Genomic DNA, 19,010 nt, shown 5'->3' with positions numbered 1-19,010 from the left:
ATAAATGACCAAACCAAACAATGGGTCGCAGCGACCTATAAGCTTACGTTCCCGCGATCAGTTCAGAGGCCAGAAAACAACGTTGGCATTGGGTATTTCCGCTTTGATCATGAGCCCGGTGGTCATGGCTGAAGAGGATACTATCGAACTGGATAAAATGCAGATCGAAGATCGGGCAATTGATACCAACCCTTATGCAGAACCCGGTGCGCCCTATAAAGCCAGAGTGTCAAGCGATGCGCGTCACGTTAAGCCGCTGGCTGAAACCCCGCAAACGATTACGGTCATTACGGAAACTCAGATTCAGGATTCCGGCCGGTCTGATTTGCGTGAAGTACTGCAGGCTCAGCCCGGTATTACTCTTGGCACCGGTGAGAATGGAAATGCGTTCGGTGATCGCTATATTATTCGAGGGCATGAAGCCCGCAGCGATGTATTCGTTGACGGTTTACGTGATCCGGGGATGACAATTCGTGAGAGTTTTGCTACTGAACAAGTGGAAGTGACCAAAGGTCCCAGCTCCACATTCGCAGGACGAGGATCAACAGGTGGTGCGGTTAACAGTGCTACCAAGCAAGCCAGTACCGAATACAATTTTACTGAGCTGCAGGGTGGCTTTGGTACAGATCAATATTACCGGCTGACAGCGGACACCAACCAGGTTTTGACTGATAATCTGGCCGTTCGTGTCAACGTGCTGGGTGCTGCAGAAGAAGTACCTGATCGTGGCCCGGCGGACCGGGAGCGCACCGGTATCGCATTGTCTGCCGCGTTTACAGCAACAGAAAAGCTCTCCTTTATAGCGGATTATTACCATTTGCAGGCAGATGATAAGCCTGATTTGGGCACCTATATTCTTCCGGACGGTGGCAAGCCGGTGGACGATATCCCTGTCTATCTGCAAAACGCCGATTTCCTTGAATCCACCGTGGACACGTTCACGTTTCGTATGAATTACGATGTCAGCGACAACTTCCGCGTGCAGAATTCGATTCGCTACGGCACTACGGATAATGGATACGTGGTTACCGGTGCTCGCGGAAGTGATAATTTGGCTACCGTTCCACCGACTCCTACTATCGGCTTGAGTGACCACCAGGGGTGGCAGGAAGTAGAGTACCTGGCTGATCAATTGAACTTTTATGTAGATACAGAAAGTGCGAACGGCATTCGCAATCAATTTGTATTCGGCATGGAGTATTCCGATCTGAAAGTACAGAATGGCCTCTATAAAGTTACCGATTCCGCCGCAACTAATTGTGTACTTTCCGGTCGCGGTGGCTCGCAAAGATCAGCCTATTGTATTGTCGATGCCAACGGTGCAATTGTGCCTGATATTCATAATTTTACGGGTCGTACTATTGAAAAGGACAGACAGGACTCTGACTTCAACGTTGAAACCGTATCGCTCTATGTTATGGATACTGTGGATCTGACGGAAAAGGCGTCCGTGTTCATGGGTATTCGTTATGACGATTTCGATTACCAGAATACGCTAACAGGGGACGATGGCGACCAGACGGATTACAGCTACTCAGACGGACTGTGGAATGGTCATGTGGGTGTTGTCTATGATATTACCGAACACGGTAATATATATGCTACCTGGAGTACGTCGAGCAATATCAACGGTGGCGAGTCTGATTTGGGCGGAAACTGTGGATACGGTGGCCTGTGTGGCGATCCGATTCAGGTAACAGAAAACAAACCTGAAACGACGACTAATCTGGAATTAGGCACGAAATGGAATGTCATGGAAGAGAAGCTACTGGCTACTTTGGCTATCTTCCAGATTAAGAAAGAAGATGTCATGGAGAGTGTTGGTGACGATTATGCCACGATCGGCACAATTAATACCGGCGCCAATGAAGTTAAAGGTATTGAAGCATCGTTAACCGGCAATATTACCGAGCGCCTTAGCTCGCAGTTCGGCGTAGCCATTATGGAAGCCGAAATAACGGAGTCTTACAATGTAGAAACCATTGGCCAGACTTTGAGTAATTTTGCCGATGAAAGCGCCTATTTCCAACTTCGCTATCAGTTTACCGATCAGTTTGCCTTTGGTGGCGTGGTCACGTATTCCAGCGAGATGTACGCCGGCCAACCTGATTCTGCACCCGGATACAACGAAGCCATCGGTGATTACTCCTATACCGTTCCGAGTTATACCGTATTGGATTTGTTTGCGACCTATGACATTACTGATAGTCTGAATGCGCGTCTGAATCTGATGAACGTCACAGATGAAGATTACTATTTGGCAGCTTATCGCAGCGGTGCCTTCACCTATATCGGTGATGCTCCCAGAGCCATGCTAACGTTCACTTATCAGCTATAATAGAGCCTGAAAGTCCCGTCTCTGCTAAAATGACGGGACTTTCATCTTCCTATCGAGAAGCTCAGGGGGCTTTTTTGAATGGCTCAATCTGAATCCCCAACCCGAACTGTACGCTCCGCGTTAACCTCTATTCCCGAAAGCATTACCTGTACCGAAGATTATGAACTTATCGCTCGCGAGTTTATCGAGCCATCTATCTATGCCCACATCGCAGGTGGAAGTGGAAGAGAAACCACGCTGAAGTCCAATCTCGAGGCCTATCAAAACGTCCGGCTCATGAATCGAGTCCTGGTTGATTTTACAACTGCTACCACCCGCACCCGTATTCTGAATCAGGAATTTCGCCATCCGTTGCTGTTAGGGCCTGTTGCATTTCAAAAATTGGTGCATCCCGATGGCGAGCTGGCCAGTGCCCGTGCTGCCGATGCGTTGGAAAGCGGTATGATCAGCAGCACGCTTTCATCGTATAGCCTGGAAGAGATCGCTACCGAAACTTCGGGTCATAAATGGTTTCAACTCTATTTTCAGCCGGGCAAGGCGGATACCCTGGACTTGGTGCGACGGGCGGAACGATCGGGTTACGATACCCTGGTGGTGACATTGGATGTGCCGGTTCGCTCCGGTAACCGACGGGCACAAGCGGCCGGGTTCGTTATGCCCGCGCATGTGCAAGCAGTTAATCTCAAACACCATTCCATCCCTCCCCAGGTCAGTCTGAATCCAGATCAAAGTGTCATTTTCCAGGGTATAATGTCGGAAGCGCCAACCTGGAGTGATTTGCAATGGTTGATCGAAGAAACGACGTTACCAGTGGTGGTAAAAGGAATATTAAACCCCATGGATGCTTGCCAAGCGATTGCTTGCGGTGCAAGTGGCGTCATCGTATCAAATCACGGTGGTCGGGCTTTGGACGGCGTGCCTTCAACGCTTGAATCCTTACCGGCGATACGTGAAGCGCTCGGCGATGGTGTTGCCGTACTGCTTGACGGTGGCATTCGCAGCGGCTCAGATGTCTTCAAGGCCATTGCCCTCGGCGCAGATGCGGTCCTGATTGGTCGTCTACCGATATACGCATTGGCGGTGGCCGGAGCCATAGGTGTGGCGCATTTGCTTCGGTTGTTTCGTGATGAATTGGAGCTTTGTATGGCCTTAACCGGGTGCACTACATTAGAAGAAATCAATGAAAGTTGTTTAATAGAAGGTTCAGCCCATGTTGCTCGTCGTTGAAGGCGCTTTATCCAAGATCGAAGTAAAACAATTTCGTTTGCAGTTGGCTGAGGCTGATTGGGAGGAGGGTGCTTCCAGTGCCGGTGAGTTGGCAAAAGAAGTGAAACTGAATCAGCAATTTTCCGACCACCATGAAACCGGCGTTCGATTGGGTAATTTGATTGTGAGCAAGCTCAGTCAGAATCCGCAATTTATATCCGCCGCGTTACCAAAGAAAATTTATCCGCCAAAGTTTAATCGTTACGCGGCGGGTGGTCGTTATGGCGTGCATGTGGACAGTGCTGTACTGCAGGCGCCGGGCACCGGTGAATATGTAAGAAGCGATATTTCCGCAACGTTATTTTTGTCAGAACCGGACGAATATCAGGGTGGTGAACTGGTGATTGAAGGGTCGTTCGGGGCGCAGCCCGTCAAGCTTTGCGCCGGGGATCTGGTGCTTTATCCCGCCTCTAGTTTGCACCAGGTGCAACCGGTAGAGGAGGGTGAGAGAGTCAGTTCTTTTTTCTGGGTGCAGAGCATGGTGCGTGATGACGGCGCGCGAGAGTTGTTGTATGAATTGGACCAGAGTATTCAAATGCTGCGCACTGAAAACAGTCAGCAAACCGAAATTGTTCGCTTGAGTGGCATCTATCATAACCTTTTAAGGCGCTGGATAGACGTCTGAACAAGCCCATTCAATCTGCTGTTTAACCATCGTTTGCGATATAGCGGTGCAGGTGCAGCGCTTTAATGTAGGGCTCCGGATTCAGCTTGGTATCGAATCGGGTGATGCGTTCCGCCGGTGAGTCATTTCCGGGATCATCCCGCCACACATATTTAGGCAAGGTTTTGTCCTGACTTAACACGATGCCCGAAATGGTGACAGCTTTTCTTCTGTAGACACGTTCTTCTTTCCAGACCAGATTGGCTCTCAGCTGGTTGGGTAATTTTTTCTTATACGCTAACGGCTCGCCAGCGGGCAAATCCTGCAGTAACGCCATTACCCTGCTGCGTGTGTGGGGGTGGGTCAGTTTCTCAGCCATCTCCATGGCTTCTTCGCGGTTGGTCGGGTCGATCACGGAATGGGTTTTGGCCCAAGTCCAGCTAATCGAATGAAGGTTAGGCTCAATGACACGGATTTTCGCGTAGCAGCGGAGCAAATCCAGTTGATTCAGGCGTGCGCGTTTTAGCGCGATAATCAGTTCTTCCGTTCGCCGTCCTTCTTGTTGCAACATGCGGTCTACTAGTTTATCTATCCTGGATTTCTCACCGCTAGCTCCGTTACGGACCTGCTTAATGGCTTCCTGGAATTGGTGTTTTGCGTCATTTAATTTAACGGCCTGGCGAATGGTTGCTTTCGAGCAGCATACCAGTCCGGCCGTTGGCAACGTTTCGCCTGCAGACAAGCGCCACATCTGCGTCATTGATGCGATGGCAGACTCACGGTCCAAAGGACCAGAATAGCCGGGCAGCAGGATCGGCAGGCCTTCATCAGCGCGAACTGAGTCAGCGAAATGGTGGGCGGATGCTTCCAGCTTTTGGTGTTTCTGAATCATGCTCTGTACCAATCCGGCGAACATTGAATCAAATCCTTGGTTCGGGTAATTTTATTGGAAGTATATTATACCATCCCCGTAATAGAAGCCAGCAACGCCTCCAGCCACACCGTGCCAAATCAGATCTAAGTGGCACGCGGTGCGAGTAGTTCGTCGTGCAGTAAGAAATTGCAGGGTAATCAGAAGGAGGGGGTATGAGCAGATTCAAGAGCGGGTGCTCATCTATCTGCTCATGGTGATAACTATCATTTACTGGTGGTTTCCTGCAAATAGGTCAGAAAACGCTGCCAGGATAATTTGTCAGCTTGTGGTCGATAACGATCCGAGCCGAACACAGTGAATGCGTGGGGGGCACCACCGTAACTAATCAATTCGTGTGGAACATTATTCTGCTCCAGCTCTGTGCCCAGGGTTGCCAAATCCTGTAAGCTGATCGCGCTGTCCGCACTTCCATGAAACACTAATATTCCGGCTTTGGTATTTTTGTAGTTCTGCCCAACGGGCGTGCTCAGCCCTCCGTGGAATGTGACAAATCCCTTTAAATTGGCACCTGATCTGGCGTATTCCAACACTCCGGCTCCGCCAAAACAGTAACCTGCCATTACAGCATTGTTAACATCTGCGCCCTGGGCTTTAGCCGTAGTAACAGCAGCTTTGATGAGGTTTCGTAATTTTTCCCGGTCCGCATAGAGTTCTCCGGTGTGTTGTTTCTTATCCTGATCTTTTATCGGGCGAACACCTTTTCCGAATAGATCTGCCGCAAACACCGCATAACCCTGCTTCATTAGCATATCGGATCGCTGTATTTCGTAGTCCGTTAATCCATCCCAATCGTGTAGCAATATGACCAGGGGTGCATCCTCGCCGGGGGATACGTAATAACCTTCGTATTCTTGTTTATCCACTTTATAGGTAATGGTGCCGGCGAAGGTGATGGAAGAGAACAGGCCCAGGGTGAGGGCCATGGTTTTGATGCTTAACGTCCTTAGTAATTTCATGAGATTCCACCTTAAATGGGTTTATCTTCGTTGGTTGCCGATTTAGACTTTTACGGAGCGCGATCGTCCGTGCAGCCAATGGTATAACACGGGCAGTACAAATAATGTCAGTAACGTGGAAGAGATGATGCCGCCTATTACGACTGTCGCTAGCGGTCGCTGAACTTCTGCGCCGGTGCCCGTATTCAGGGCCATAGGTACAAACCCCAAACTGGCCACCAATGCGGTCATCAGAACAGGGCGTAACCGGATAACAGCGCCCTCTATTATTGCGCCCGCGAGATCTTTCTTTTCGTGCCACAGGTTGCGAATAAACGCTAACATGACCAGTCCGTTAAGAACAGCCACGCCGGACAATGCAATGAAACCGATGCCTGCTGAAATCGACATCGGCATACCTCGGATGGCCAAAGCAAATACGCCGCCTGTGAGAGCTAAAGGCACACCACTGAAAATAATTAACGCGTCTTTTAGTGAGCCGAACGCCATTACCAGTAAGCTTAATATAATGATCAGCGTAACGGGCACCACAATGCTCAGGCGTTTGGTAGCTGATTCCAATTGTTCAAAGGTGCCACCGAAATCGAGCCAGTAGCCTGCCGGTATGTTCACATTAGCCGCAATGTTTCCCTTAACCTCTTCGACAAATCCGCCTAGATCACGTCCTCGAACGTTTGCTGTCACCACGATACGGCGTTTTCCGTTTTCACGACTTATTTGAGCCGGGGCAGGGGATACTTCCAGGTTTGCGATTTCGGATAACGGAACATAGTCGCCATTTTTTAAAAGTACAGGGAGCTCAGACAGTTGATCCGGGTCACTGCGCGTGCTTTCCGGTAGTCGTACCACCAGTTCAAAGCGTCGATCCCCTTCATATAAAATACCTGCACTTTCTCCGCCGATTGCTGAAGCAACCCATTCCTGCAGATCGGTCACGTTTAGCCCGTATCGACCAAGCTCCGTTCTTTTGGGGATAACGGAAAGTGTCGGAAGCCCGGTTACTTGTTCAACACGAACGTCGGAAGCACCCTCCGTTTCTTTCAAAACGCTCATTATTTCGTTCCCTGTTAACACCAGCTGCGTTAGGTCATCGCCAAAAACCTTTATCCCCAAGTCGGCTCGCACTCCCGATATTAGTTCATTGAATCTCATCTGGATTGGCTGAGTAAATTCATAATTATTGCCCGGTACCTGAGTAAGTGATTCTTCCAGCTCATTTATCAGCTGTTGTTTGGTTTTTTCAGGTTCGGGCCATTCGTTGCGAGGCTTCAGGATAACAAAGTTATCCGCAACGTTGGGCGGCATAGGGTCTGTAGCCACTTCCGCTGTCCCTATTCGAGCAAACACTTTGTCAACTTCGGGAAACGATTTAATGCGTTTCTCCAGTAGCTCTTGCATTTCTACCGACTGGCTTAGGCTGGTTCCCGGTATCCGTATAGCGTGCAGGGCGATGTCACCTTCATCCAGTTGCGGTACAAATTCAGAACCCAGAGTTGTCGCTATCCAGGTGGCGCAGATAACGAACCCCCCTGCACAGACCAATACCAACCAGCGAGCCTTCATTGCTAACATCAGCATGGGCTTGTATATCGATTTTGCGACTTGTATGGCGAAGCTTTCCTTTTCTTTAATATTTCCTTTAAGAAATACTGCTACCGCTGCGGGGACTATGGTCAGGGACAGAATCATAGCTGCGATGAGGGCCATGACGACGGTGGCCGCCATCGGGTGAAACATTTTTCCTTCTACCCCGGTCAAAGAAAATATGGGGATATAAACCACGGTAATTATGGCTACGCCAAACAAGCTGGGTCTGATGACTTCAGAAGCCGCTTCGTACACTGTATTCAAACGTTCCCGTAAATCCAGAATTCCTGATCGTTGTGCATAGGCTAAACGTCGTACGGAATTCTCAACGATGATAACGGTACCATCGACTATGAGACCAAAATCCAATGCCCCCAGACTCATCAGATTAGCTGAAACGCCGGTTTTAACCATACCGGTTACGGTCATGAGCATTGTTATCGGAATCACCGCTGCGGTTATAATCGCAGCTCGCAAGTTTCCCAGTAACATAAACAGGATAAGGATCACCAAAAGGGCGCCTTCCAACAGGTTTTTGCTCACCGTTTTCATGGCTTTGTCTACCAGTGAAGTGCGATCGTATACCGGGGTTGCGACGACACCCCGGGGGAGGGATGTCTGAATTTGTTCGAGCTTTAACGCCACATTCTTTGCTACTTCTCTCGAGTTTGCTCCGATCAGCATCATCGTTGTGCCGAGCACCGTCTCTACACCATCCTGGGTTGCAGCTCCAGTGCGAAGCTCTTTTCCAATAGCGACACTGGCTATATCGGATATTTTGACGGGTACAGAATCCTGGCTGGTGACAATGACATTTTCAATTTCAGTTATCGTTGTAAGCTGACCAGGAGAGCGTACCAAAAGTTGCTGACCATTTTTTTCTATGTATCCCGCTCCCTGATTGCGATTGTTGTTTTTCAGCGCTAGAACGATGTCTGCCATGGCAATACGAAAATGCAGCATGCTTTGTATGTCGGGTGTAATATGGTACTGCTTGTTGTAACCGCCAATGCTGTTCACTTCGACTACGCCTTTCACCTGCGCCAGCTGAGGTTTGATAATCCAATCCTGAATCTCACGTAGTGCGGTTGCGTCATAGTGAGTCCCGGTAATTTTCTCCGCGTCGGGTAAAGCCTGCACGGTATACATAAATATTTCACCAAGCCCTGTTGAGATCGGTCCCATCTCCGGTTCTATACCTTCAGGCAGCGCGGATTGGATACCGCTAAGCTTGGTATTGATTAGGTTTCTGGCAAAATAGATGTCTGTTCCTTCCTCGAAAACGACCGTGACCTGAGATAGCCCGTAGCGGGACAGCGAGCGGGTATAAGCCAGCTTAGGTAGCCCTGCGAGGGCTGTTTCAACCGGGTACGTTATGCGTTGTTCCGCTTCCTGGGGGGAATAACCGGGCGCTGCGGTATTTATTTGAACCTGAACATTGGTTATGTCGGGAACGGCATCGATGGGAAGTTGCTGGTAGCTCCATAATCCTGATGCGATTATTAAGACCAATGCACTCAAGAATAGAATCCGCCTTTCTATCGCAAGGCGTAATATTGAATTAATCATGTTACGCCTCCTTAGTGTTCATGTTCGGCTTCTGATTTTTCTATATCGGCCTTGATCAGGTAGCTATTTTCAGTAACGTATTCCACTCCTGCTGCAACACCTGAAATCACCTCAGAAAATTGATTGTCGGATCGGCCAATGGTCACCGGTTTAAATGTATAGGTGTCTTCGGCTTTGGTAAAAATACCGAGTTGCGAATCCATGGTCTGCAGTGCAGTATTTTTCACAGCAAGTGCGGTGGTAAATTCCGCGATGTCAATTTTTGCACCGATCATAAGTCCGGGTAATAGTTTACTATCGTCATTTGGAATCTTAGCTCTTGCAATGGTGTAAGCGGTGTTTTCCGGACCTGGCAAGACGTGCTCGATGATGGATTCCTTCGTGTTTCCTGGAGTTTCGCCATTATTCAGTAGTTTAATGGGTTGACCTGGCTCGATAAGCGCTTGCTGTTGCGGAAAGATTCGCAATTCAGCCCAAAGAGATTGAAAATCAGCGATGGAAAACAGCACCTGGTTTTGTGTCATTTCCCCAGCATTTGCGTGCCTTTGAATAATGGTTCCTGTGATAGGGGCAATCACTTTGTATTGTTTTAGGCTTTCGTTGGATTCGACTATGGCCAGAAGTTCGCCAGTACTAACCTGGTCGCCGATGGTGACACTGACAGATTTTATTATTCCTGCGAAGCGAGCGCGTACATGACTTGTTTTCTCCGGAGCCGTTGTCAGTCTGCCGTAGCTGATGATCGATTTATGTAATTTCTGCGGACCGGTAATCCCGGTATTGATGCCGTTTTTATTTGCTAGATCCTCTGTGATTTTTGTCGTCTCTTCGTGTTCAAGGTGATGTTCAGAGTCACTCGGGTAGGCCGTATTAATCAGTCCCAATGTGAGTATCGTCATTAGCGATAAAACGAATTTATTGTTCATATTTATTCCTGAATTTGTTCCGTTATGAGCGTGAATTATTGAGCAAAGGGTTTCGCGACCAACTGTTCTATAACGGTCTGGTTTAACAATGCTGCAGCTGCGCTTTCGATTAAGCTCTGCTTTGCTTCGATAAGCTCTTTTTGTGCTGCAATCCAATCTTGATAGCTGTAGCGACCAGTTTCGTAAGCGCGCTGAGTGGCTTTCAAAGCAGAAGTGAGTTCAGGAATAACCGTGTTTCGGTAGACTTTCACCTCATTCACTTGCTGAATACGTAATGAGTAAGCATCAAACAAGCGGGTATTTAATTGGTTAAGGGCATCTTTGCGGCGGAGCGCAACCTCATCGCGGTCAGCCAACGCGCTTTTTAGATCACCGTTACTACGTTTTCCGCTAAAGAGTGGGATAGATACTCCCGCAACTAACGCCGATTCTCCTGAATCCTCAAAACGTCGAATTCCCACGCTCCAATCCAGGTCGGGTTTGCCTTGTGTTTGAGCGAGCTGAATTTCGGCTGCTTTCAGCCGGTCTTCACTGGCTAAAACGGCGATGGCGGGTGAGGCCAGTGCGCGTTGGTACAGGTCTGAGTATTCCGACGTTGAGCCGAAGTCATAAAGTTCTCCCTCTACTTCGGTGGCGGGGGGCGTTTCCCCACCCCAAAACGATGCTAACCTAACCAGACTCCGTTCGTGCTGTTGTGTTAGCGCGTCTAATATCAGTTGGGATTTCGCTAATAGCGCGTTGGATCGCTTAATGTCAGAGTCCGGTGCGGCACCTTTTCCGGACCGGCGCTTAACAATCATTAAGGTTTTCTTTGCCAGGTCTCGCGCTTCCCCAGCTAAAGTAATGAGTTGTTGGATTTCTAACGTCTTAATAAAAACCGCGTTCAGTTGCCCTAGAGCGTCCAGTGTGTACGCCCGCTTTTGGTAGTCGACTAGATCCAATTCCGAATCCCGGACAGCTGTGCGTGCGTTTCGTTTATCGCCTAATTCAATAACAGACGATAAAGATAATGTTGTCTCCGCTGATCCCACATCGGAGTAGCGACCGCTACCTCCGATATTTTCAACTTCAAAATCCAGGTTGAGTCCGGGAGACAGACTGCTCATTTTACGTTGACCGAGGATGTGGTTTTTCTTTATCTCAAATTGATGCAATTGAGGGTTGTGTTCCAGAGTGTTAGTGATTGCTTGTGTAAGTGTCATGCTTTGCGCGATAGCAATAGTGGGAGACACAGAGGCAACCACCATAATGACGGTATACAATAGGCGGCAAAATACCTCACGGGCATGAGTCATAGCCATGATTACATTCCTGCTAGCAAAGATTTCAGCCGTTAAGGGACGGCGCTAATGGTAAACGTGTTTTTTTAGCAGGACTAAATGATAGGAGGGCGGTAGTGGTGCGCGGAAATATCGGGAGAGTAAAAATGAGAGTAAGCCGTGACTTCAGAGCCAACTCGATTCGGCCAGGGGGGTTCAGCGTTTGTTGGTAGTGCGAAATGAATAGAACCATGGCAATGGCAACAATGTTGACAGCCGATATCTGTGTTGGATTGCTTTTCGGATAGCTTCAGTTGGTCATTATCCTGAAGTTGCTCGGTGATTATTTGGTGTTGATTATCTGCTTGGTGAAATTGATGCACGTCCGCGAGCGTTGCAAAAGATTGCAATAGCAGGAGAGAAATCATCATGGATCGTAGCAGCAATCTAAACAACTGAATTAACCAAATCAAAAACTGAACGCAATAGTGTAAGCCGTTAAACTAAAAGTTCAAGTGTAATTCGAACATCCGCGTTCATATCGAGTCCTGTAACCGCCTGAATTGCCCTTGAATAACCCGCTATCTCCGGCGGCTGGTGGTCGTGGAGCTAAAGTTTGGCGACTTTAAGGCTGAGAACAAGGGCCAGATGGAGCTTTATTTGCGCTGGCTCGACAAACACGAGCGACAGCCAGGAGAGGAAGCGCCACTCGACATTATTCTGTGTGCTGGGAAGCTATAAAGCATGATCGAACTGCCGTTAACACTCTCAAGCGACGACAGGCTGCTCTAGTGCAATGGTATATTGCCCCAGGTTCTCCTGGTCCCACCAAGGCCCATGGTGACAAAGGTACTCAAAGTGATTAGAGAACTGCACCCACAACGGGAAAAGCAGGCCACGCTGTTGCAGAGCAAGATCGGAAAACCCAGCTCAGCACCGCACCATATAAAGTAACCGAACTGGTATGCAGACCAATAACGCTGTACCTGAGCTAGCAACCATTGGCAGTCAAAGTGTTGTGGAAGAACAGGCGCTTGATTTCACGGTGACGGCCACTGATGCAGATAGTACGGTCCCAACATTGTCGGCGGATGTGAGCGGTTTGCCGGGCAATCCAAGTTTCAGTGATTGGGGTGATGGCAGTGGCCGTCTGAATTGGACGCCACCGCTTAATAGTCCCGGTACTTACACCCTGGTGATTCGTGCCACCGATGCTGTGGACAGCAGTCTGTACTCCGAGCAAACCGTTACCATCACGGTGGAGACAGTACCTGTCACTACGGGTAACTTTGTCTATCAGGAATCAGCAGGCCTGGTGGTCATGGAGGGTGAGCATTACATCAACCAAGAGCAGTCCTTTGAAAACTACAATTGGGAATTGATTACCCCAGCAGAAGCTGTGGGCGAAGGTGCGATAGTCGCGCCTGCAGGGGCCTCGGTTTCACCGCCGAATGGCTTTACGACCGATAATGCCCGAGTTGATTACGCCATCGATTTTACGCAAACGGGTACTTATTACCTATGGATACGCGGGTATGCTCCGAATAGTACCTCCCGCACTTTTTATCCTGGAATGGACGGCATCCCGCACAGTTCGGGCAAATATTTCGTCATTCCCCCGCCCAATGGCTGGTCCTGGTCCAATGTTCGGCAGGGTTCTGCTGGAAACGTATTCACTTTCGAGGTGAGCAGCCCCGGTGTGCATCATTTGAATCTGTGGATGCGCGAATCGGACGTCATCATTGATCGCATTTTGTTGACGACCGATTCGAGCTTTGTACCCAACGGCAATGGACCGGAGGAGAGTCAATATGAATAAGCGGCTCACCTCCTGGCTATCCACCAGCAACTGGCAGAGTTTAGGGCACGTTCGTCATGCGGCCAATAAAGAGATAGGATTTATTAATATCAAAGCAGGCATTTCGACTATGAAGCATTTTGAAATTATCACAAAAAGCGTAAGCCGCGCTTTAATCATATTGTTAATGTTTGGCTTTGCTTTTTGCAGCAACGCGGCCGTAGAAAGCATTACCTACTTTACAACGGATCACCTGGGTTCACCCATCATGGCAACGGACCATTCAGGCGCTGTTAAGTGGCGTGAGGACTATCTGCCCTATGGTTCACAAATAGTAAAAGAAGATACCGATAATAGTGTTGGTTTCACAGGTCATCTGGATGAAAAGACGCTGAATGTAACTTACATGCAAGGCCGATGGTACCACCCCGAAATGGGACGGTTTTTAGCAGTTGATCCGGTTTGGTTTGTGGAAAGCAGCCCAATGAGTTTTAATCGGTATGCATATGTCAATAACAACCCATATAAGTACGTGGATCCTGATGGGCGATACTTAGATTTAGCCGTTGAAGCATTGAGTATCAGCGTTGGAATAGCAAGCTTAGTAGATAATTATAGCCGGGGAGACTATAGCGCAGCGATCGTAGATGCAGGGGGTATACTAGTCGACTCTGTTTTAATGGCAGTACCAATCTTCCCTGGTGCTTCAGGGTTAGGGATTGAAGCAACGAGAGACGGGGCTCAAATTGTTGCAAAGAAGGCAAGAAAAGAACTACCTTCGTTAGATTCAACTGGAAAGGTACATGGTGAATTGCCGCGGCCTAAGGATTTGAAAAATTATTCAAATGAAGAGCTGACTCAGTTGAAGGGTGAATTAGGTGAAAGCGTGCAACAACGAATAAAGATAAATATTGAACTTGGTAGCGACAAAGCTCATGGGCAACGGCAAGCAGCTGAACAGCAATTGATTAAAAGCATTGAGAAGCATTTAGACAATTAACAGGTTGGATATAGTTTATGGATGTAGAATCAGAAATTAGATGCTTTTTGGATCAAATATGTGTGGATTTGGGGTTTTGTTTGCCTCCTAATGATGTTGATTTGTTGGCGTCACGAAATCAATATATTGCTGACGAGTTCGTTAGGGAAATTTTTAAAGTTGAAGGTCTAAATCCTGACTTGGAGTTAAAACTATTTAGGCAAGTTAAAAGACGATTTACCGATAAGTATGGGAATGAATTAAATAATCCTGTGATTTAATGTTACAAAGAGAACAAAGAAAGTTGAACCAATCAAGGATGCTGACGGACCACACACGACATGGAAATCAGATCCCCAAACGGGTGAAATTACTAAACATGAAACTTGGAGTCCTAACCCAAGAAATCCAAATGGATGGGACAAAGTGCAGAGCACGGATTTAAAAGGTGCCCCGCATATCAACAAACAAACAGGTGACGCCGTGCCTACGCCGCACACTCAAGGTAAAGATATTCCAGGAGGGGTGAGACCTGCTGATTCGAGTGAAATACCAAAAGGTAACCACTACAACTACTAAGGTATGGTTATGATGAGTTCAGAATCTGGCCTGTTAGAGCGCCTCCAACAGTGGTATGCATCCATGTGTAACGAAGACTGGGAGCACACCTACGGGGTGTTTATTAGCAATATTGATAATCCAGGTTGGTCATTAAAGGTCGAATTGAAAGATACCTATCTTTATGATGTCGAATTCAAAGACATAAAAGTACAACGTGCTGATGAGAATGACTGGATATTGTGCAAGGTCGAGAAAGGTAATTTCCAAGGGTATGGAGGCCCCTTTAATTTGGGCGAATTGATTGGAGTTTTCCTGAGTTGGGCGGAGGAAAACGCGCCGTAATAATTTACCCTTGTTGCAAAGAAAGTAAGTAGCGGTGCCGAAAACGTAAATGCGCAATCAGCACTTCGCGCGAAACTTTCTGGGTTGGAAAAAGCTCAGCAAAATGCAGCTACGACGCGACAACTACCTGATGGCCGTACGCGTTATTACACCAAGGAAGTCCCTGCAAGGACTGAAGGCCCGACCCGTGGGGCTTCATTTGTCACTGAGCATAACCCTCAAACCGGTAACGTCAGACAGTGGATGGAAAGCTATAACCATTCTGGCCAGGTAAATAGAGTTCATCCGAAATCAATTAACGGTCAGACGGTCAATTCTCAACATTATCCACCAACTGCAAGGGAGCTAGGGTTATGACGCTTACAGCGAAAGAACTAAGTAGTGTATTGCAAGCAGAGCTTGATAAAGGCTACGACGTTGTGAGAATAGCCCGCTCGGCTTTCCAGCTTTATCAAGATCATGGGGTTGAATTGACTCCTGATCTTGATGAGAAACTTCTTCAGTTGATGGCTATGGAGGAAGGGCCTGAGTTTGAGTTCTCGGAACAGGAGCTAAGGGCGCTTGCTGAGGAATTGGCTGGATAGCTTTTTAATGTAGCGATGCAGCAATGTTGCGCAGAAAGTAGATCCAAAATCTTTGATCAGCCGTCAAGGAAGGAATGAGATGTCCTCTAGCCGGGTTAAGAAGCTACGCCGAAACATGCGTGAAAATGGATACGATCAAACCAAACCGGTTGAAGTAGCGGATGTAGATGGGAAGATGATTATTCTCGATGGGCATCATCGGACGCAGGGAGCAATAGGCGCTGGGATTAAGGAAATACCGGAAAATATTACAAAAGCAACTAGAGAGCAAGGCGATCAATTATTGAAAGAAGCTGCTGAAGCGAGATTATATTAGTATGGGTACGATTCCAAATCTTAACAAACTAATACACCAACTAATCTGCTATCAAGTCGCTTTGATTTCCGCGTTTGCTGCTCTTCATCCTGGCTTAAAAGACTGGCAGTTTTTGCTCGATTTTCCCAAAACTGGAGAAATTGAAATTGGTGGTCAGATATGGATGTTTAATAAGCATGGAGTAGGCCTGCTATTTCGGAACGTTTCTACTGGCGAAATTATTGATGTTCATAAGTATGTAGACAACACAGAAATATTTGATTCTTGGAGGTTAGAGCAGTTTCTCGACTCAATTGGAGTCGATTATAGTGAATATGACTTAGCAGATTGCTTGGCAAAGCTTAAGGATCAAGGGGTGATTAAGTCATCAGTTATCAGTGATGGATATTTTGAACTCTCAGGTTGATGGTTTGATGTTGCAAAGAAGGCAGATGACTATGTAGACCTTGCTTCTTCTAAGCGTCGTAGACACATCCTTGACGGTGATGCCACAGGTGGTGGGCATAGACCTGGTACTGGCAAGCCAGGAAAGAGTGAGTTTCCTCAAGGCTGGTCAGATGACAAAATCATGCATGAAATATCTGACATTGCGACTGATCCAAATGCCGTAACTCGTACTGGGCGTGGCGGGCGGACCATTACCGAAGGAACGCGCGATGGGATTGATATCAGAGTAATTCAGGAACGCAATGGAGATATTGTCTCAGGGTTCCCAACTAACGTGCCGAGAAACCCATGATGACTACCTACGATTATCAGTCTATCGAAAATCTGTTGTTACGATTGCTTGGTCTGTTGTTAGAAATATTTACCAATTCTGAAAGAAATGAAGTACAGGATTTCATTGATGCTGGTGAATATGAACTGGCTTTGGATACCTTGGTTGATATCGTAATTGAGGAGAACAAGCAGATTCCTGGTGAGTATTTGGCTCTCGTCTGTGAGTTGGCAGAGCTAATGCAATTGGACAAAAAAGTGTTTGAAGAGAAACTGCGCGGCCATGTAACTGATAGCTAAGTTTTAATGTTGCAAAGGGAGGGATGCTGGGTGCAAATGGAACGAAAACCGCAAGCAAGACTTTATGGAAGGGTAAGGGTAAAGAGAGAATAGATGTTGAAAATCCAAATCCCGGGCAGAGGCCAGGTCAAGTACATTATCAAGACAATAAAAACAATAAGTATTTGTATGACCCGGAAACAAAATCTTTTCCTAATGCACCAAAGTCTGTAAATAAAATGCTTAGTGATAAAAAGTTTAGAGCTGCAATAGATAAAGCCATGACCAAATATCTTGGAGAATAAAATATGTTTACGATGAACAAAGATATGGCTACGGCGTACTCTCATTTAGAATTGAACGGTAGAGTGCTAGATCGTGAATTACTTAAGATTGGAGAGTCTGGTTTCAGTGAAAAGTACGGTTGTGTTTTTATTAAAGCGTGCATAAATATTGAAACTAACGCCTCGGTAGATGACTTTCCTGATAAAACTGGATTTGAATGCTTTATAAACTCGATCAATATCGATGACTATGTTGAAGCAGATTACCTGATTCAAGGCGTTTTGCTTACTCGAAAAATTTTCTCTCATTGGAATAAGGAGAAAAGGGATCAGAATTTATTAGCTGTATTGTCCCTAGATGAGCTCGGCTTGAAGCTGAAGTTCCATTTACAGCGTACTGGAGAGCAACTATTGTCTGATGAGTTAAATGATTACGAGGAATCTATAATGGTTGTAGATTCCTCGGACTCTGAATTTAACGAGGGTGTTCAAAATTCTGTGTCAGCCTAGTGGCATCATAAGCTGATGAATTTCTCCAATCGATCAGGGAAGTGGATCGTGAGCTGTGACAGCGTCTAGGCGACCCCGTCAGGTTCCAGTTTTGAATCGGATGAGTCCATCGCTCAGTGGCTTTGAGTATACCGGCATAGAACAGCTTCAGTAAGCTGTTTTCATTGGCGAAGCCACCTTTGGTTTTGGTGAGCTTGCGGAACTGGCGGTGAACAGCTTTAACGGCATTGGTGGTGTAGATTGCCTTCTGGACATAATCCGGGTATTTGAAATAAGTCGACAAGGTGAACCATTTACTACGCCAGGAATTGATCACCATCGGGTATTTGTCACCCCATTTGGCTTCCAGTTCATCCAGAGCGGTTTCGGCAGCGTTCAGCGTAGCAGCCTTGTAAGCGCATTTTAGATCGGTCATAAACGCCTTCTGGTTCTTTGAGGCGACGTACTTCATAGAGTTGCGAATCTGGTGAGTGATGCAGTGCTGGATCTCGGTATTGGGGTAGATGCTTTCGATGGCTTCAGGAAAGCCCTTCAATCCATCAACACAGGCGATCAGGATGTCTTTTACGCCTCGGTTGTACAGATCTGTCAGCACTGAAAGCCAGTGATGAGCGCCTTCCTGATCCGATAAATACAGGCCCAACAGCTCCTTCTTGCCTTCGATGTTGAGGCCCAGGATGGTGTAAATGGCTTTGCTGACATAGCGGCCGTTTTCTTTTATTTTGTAGTGTATAGCGTCCAGCCAGACGATAGGATAGATGGCTTCCAGGTCTCGCTCACGCCACGCCTACAACTCAGGAAGCAGCTTGTCGGTGACAGCATTGGTGGTACCATTGGAAAGCTCGACACCGTAAAGATCGGCAATATGGCCGCGGATGTCCTGGTAACTGTTACCCAGGGCAAACAGAGCCAGGATCTTGCGTTCCAATTCATCGGTGAGGTGAGTCTGGTTCTTCTTGATCAGCTGGGGTTCGAAGGTGCCAGACCGGTCGCTGGGGGGGATCCAACTCAACGCTGCCAGTGGGGTCTTTTAAGGTCTTGGAAGACTTTCCGTTCTTACGGTTAGGCGCTTCCTCGTTGGACCCTGTAAATAATTCTGTGTAACTGCAGGGTTAAATATAATCCTTCAAACGGTCTTCGAACAGAATCATAAATCGGTTTAAGGCCGTTTTCCAATTTCTTATGGGCATCGTCCATTTTT

At 47.4% G+C, this 19,010-nt stretch carries 20 protein-coding genes and 1 pseudogene; 15 read left to right on the top strand and 6 right to left on the bottom strand.

Features of this window, described 5'->3' with window-relative positions; genetic code table 11:
• The first annotated feature begins 4 nt into the window (after positions 1-4).
• The 3 genes from FT643_RS21605 to FT643_RS21595 all read left to right on the top strand — a co-directional run bounded on the left by FT643_RS21605 (position 5) and on the right by FT643_RS21595 (position 4,229).
• Positions 5-2,338 (top strand): TonB-dependent receptor, encoded by a 2,334-nt coding sequence (locus FT643_RS21605; protein ID WP_156873501.1) that lies wholly within the window; start codon positions 5-7, stop codon positions 2,336-2,338.
• Between the two features lie 78 nt (positions 2,339-2,416).
• On the top strand, positions 2,417-3,565 hold the full coding sequence (locus FT643_RS21600) for an alpha-hydroxy acid oxidase (protein ID WP_156873500.1): 1,149 nt from the start codon (positions 2,417-2,419) through the stop codon (positions 3,563-3,565).
• Positions 3,549-4,229 carry a Fe2+-dependent dioxygenase gene (locus tag FT643_RS21595; RefSeq protein ID WP_156873499.1) on the top strand — a complete coding sequence of 227 codons (681 nt, stop codon included), beginning with the start codon at positions 3,549-3,551 and terminating at the stop codon, positions 4,227-4,229. The genes FT643_RS21600 and FT643_RS21595 overlap by 17 nt, the downstream gene beginning before the upstream one ends.
• Positions 4,230-4,251: 22 nt before the next feature.
• Here FT643_RS21595 and FT643_RS21590 read toward each other — a convergent pair whose 3' ends face one another.
• The 5 genes from FT643_RS21590 to FT643_RS21570 all read right to left on the bottom strand — a co-directional run bounded on the left by FT643_RS21590 (position 4,252) and on the right by FT643_RS21570 (position 11,481).
• Positions 4,252-5,124 (bottom strand): hypothetical protein, encoded by an 873-nt coding sequence (locus FT643_RS21590; RefSeq protein WP_156873498.1) that lies wholly within the window; start codon positions 5,122-5,124, stop codon positions 4,252-4,254.
• Positions 5,125-5,345: 221 nt separating this feature from the next.
• Positions 5,346-6,098 carry a dienelactone hydrolase family protein gene (locus FT643_RS21585; RefSeq protein ID WP_156873497.1) on the bottom strand — a complete coding sequence of 251 codons (753 nt, stop codon included), beginning with the start codon at positions 6,096-6,098 and terminating at the stop codon, positions 5,346-5,348.
• Positions 6,099-6,140: 42 nt separating this feature from the next.
• Complete coding sequence (locus FT643_RS21580; protein ID WP_156873496.1) at positions 6,141-9,254, bottom strand: efflux RND transporter permease subunit; 3,114 nt, start codon at positions 9,252-9,254, stop codon at positions 6,141-6,143.
• Between the two features lie 11 nt (positions 9,255-9,265).
• Positions 9,266-10,180, bottom strand: a complete 915-nt coding sequence (locus FT643_RS21575; protein ID WP_156873495.1) for an efflux RND transporter periplasmic adaptor subunit — start codon at positions 10,178-10,180, stop codon at positions 9,266-9,268.
• Between the two features lie 35 nt (positions 10,181-10,215).
• The gene (locus tag FT643_RS21570; RefSeq protein ID WP_156873494.1) at positions 10,216-11,481 is read right to left on the bottom strand and encodes a TolC family protein; all 1,266 of its coding nucleotides are present in this window, start codon (positions 11,479-11,481) and stop codon (positions 10,216-10,218) included.
• Positions 11,482-12,012: 531 nt separating this feature from the next.
• Between FT643_RS21570 and FT643_RS21565 the strand changes: the two genes are divergently transcribed.
• The 12 genes from FT643_RS21565 to FT643_RS21510 all read left to right on the top strand — a co-directional run bounded on the left by FT643_RS21565 (position 12,013) and on the right by FT643_RS21510 (position 17,809).
• On the top strand, positions 12,013-12,180 hold the full coding sequence (locus FT643_RS21565) for a PDDEXK nuclease domain-containing protein (RefSeq protein ID WP_458859529.1): 168 nt from the start codon (positions 12,013-12,015) through the stop codon (positions 12,178-12,180).
• Between the two features lie 223 nt (positions 12,181-12,403).
• On the top strand, positions 12,404-13,258 hold the full coding sequence (locus FT643_RS21560) for a putative Ig domain-containing protein (RefSeq protein ID WP_156873493.1): 855 nt from the start codon (positions 12,404-12,406) through the stop codon (positions 13,256-13,258).
• On the top strand, positions 13,251-14,237 hold the full coding sequence (locus FT643_RS21555) for an RHS repeat domain-containing protein (RefSeq protein WP_198043783.1): 987 nt from the start codon (positions 13,251-13,253) through the stop codon (positions 14,235-14,237). Before FT643_RS21560 ends, FT643_RS21555 begins: the two co-directional genes overlap by 8 nt.
• A gap of 17 nt (positions 14,238-14,254) precedes the next feature.
• Entirely contained in the window at positions 14,255-14,497 is a 243-nt protein-coding gene (locus FT643_RS21550) for a hypothetical protein (protein WP_156873491.1), read from the top strand.
• A gap of 310 nt (positions 14,498-14,807) precedes the next feature.
• Positions 14,808-15,119, top strand: coding sequence for an immunity 53 family protein (locus FT643_RS21545; protein ID WP_156873525.1), 312 nt, complete (start codon positions 14,808-14,810; stop codon positions 15,117-15,119).
• A 353-nt stretch (positions 15,120-15,472) separates the two neighbouring features.
• Positions 15,473-15,703 carry a hypothetical protein gene (locus tag FT643_RS21540; RefSeq protein ID WP_156873490.1) on the top strand — a complete coding sequence of 77 codons (231 nt, stop codon included), beginning with the start codon at positions 15,473-15,475 and terminating at the stop codon, positions 15,701-15,703.
• Positions 15,704-15,818: 115 nt separating this feature from the next.
• Positions 15,819-16,019, top strand: a complete 201-nt coding sequence (locus tag FT643_RS21535) for a hypothetical protein (RefSeq protein ID WP_458859528.1) — start codon at positions 15,819-15,821, stop codon at positions 16,017-16,019.
• 1 nt (position 16,020) lies between these two features.
• Positions 16,021-16,425: a DUF6896 domain-containing protein gene (locus FT643_RS21530; protein WP_156873488.1), complete on the top strand. Its 405-nt coding sequence runs from the start codon at positions 16,021-16,023 to the stop codon at positions 16,423-16,425.
• Positions 16,426-16,491: 66 nt separating this feature from the next.
• Positions 16,492-16,758: an EndoU domain-containing protein gene (locus tag FT643_RS21525; RefSeq protein WP_411267825.1), complete on the top strand. Its 267-nt coding sequence runs from the start codon at positions 16,492-16,494 to the stop codon at positions 16,756-16,758.
• Positions 16,755-17,036 carry a MafI family immunity protein gene (locus tag FT643_RS21520; RefSeq protein WP_198043779.1) on the top strand — a complete coding sequence of 94 codons (282 nt, stop codon included), beginning with the start codon at positions 16,755-16,757 and terminating at the stop codon, positions 17,034-17,036. Before FT643_RS21525 ends, FT643_RS21520 begins: the two co-directional genes overlap by 4 nt.
• Positions 17,037-17,059: 23 nt before the next feature.
• Positions 17,060-17,320 carry a hypothetical protein gene (locus tag FT643_RS21515; protein WP_156873487.1) on the top strand — a complete coding sequence of 87 codons (261 nt, stop codon included), beginning with the start codon at positions 17,060-17,062 and terminating at the stop codon, positions 17,318-17,320.
• Positions 17,321-17,323: 3 nt separating this feature from the next.
• Positions 17,324-17,809, top strand: coding sequence for a hypothetical protein (locus tag FT643_RS21510; protein ID WP_156873486.1), 486 nt, complete (start codon positions 17,324-17,326; stop codon positions 17,807-17,809).
• A 5-nt stretch (positions 17,810-17,814) separates the two neighbouring features.
• On the opposite strand, the pseudogene FT643_RS21505 reads toward FT643_RS21510, so the two are convergent.
• Positions 17,815-18,891: pseudogene (locus tag FT643_RS21505) on the bottom strand (IS256 family transposase); the annotation flags it as partial.
• Positions 18,892-19,010 lie beyond the last annotated feature (119 nt).

It is taken from the genome of Ketobacter sp. MCCC 1A13808 (assembly GCF_009746715.1).
Taxonomy (GTDB): domain Bacteria; phylum Pseudomonadota; class Gammaproteobacteria; order Pseudomonadales; family Ketobacteraceae; genus Ketobacter.
This window is presented reverse-complemented; position numbering and strand designations above follow the sequence as displayed.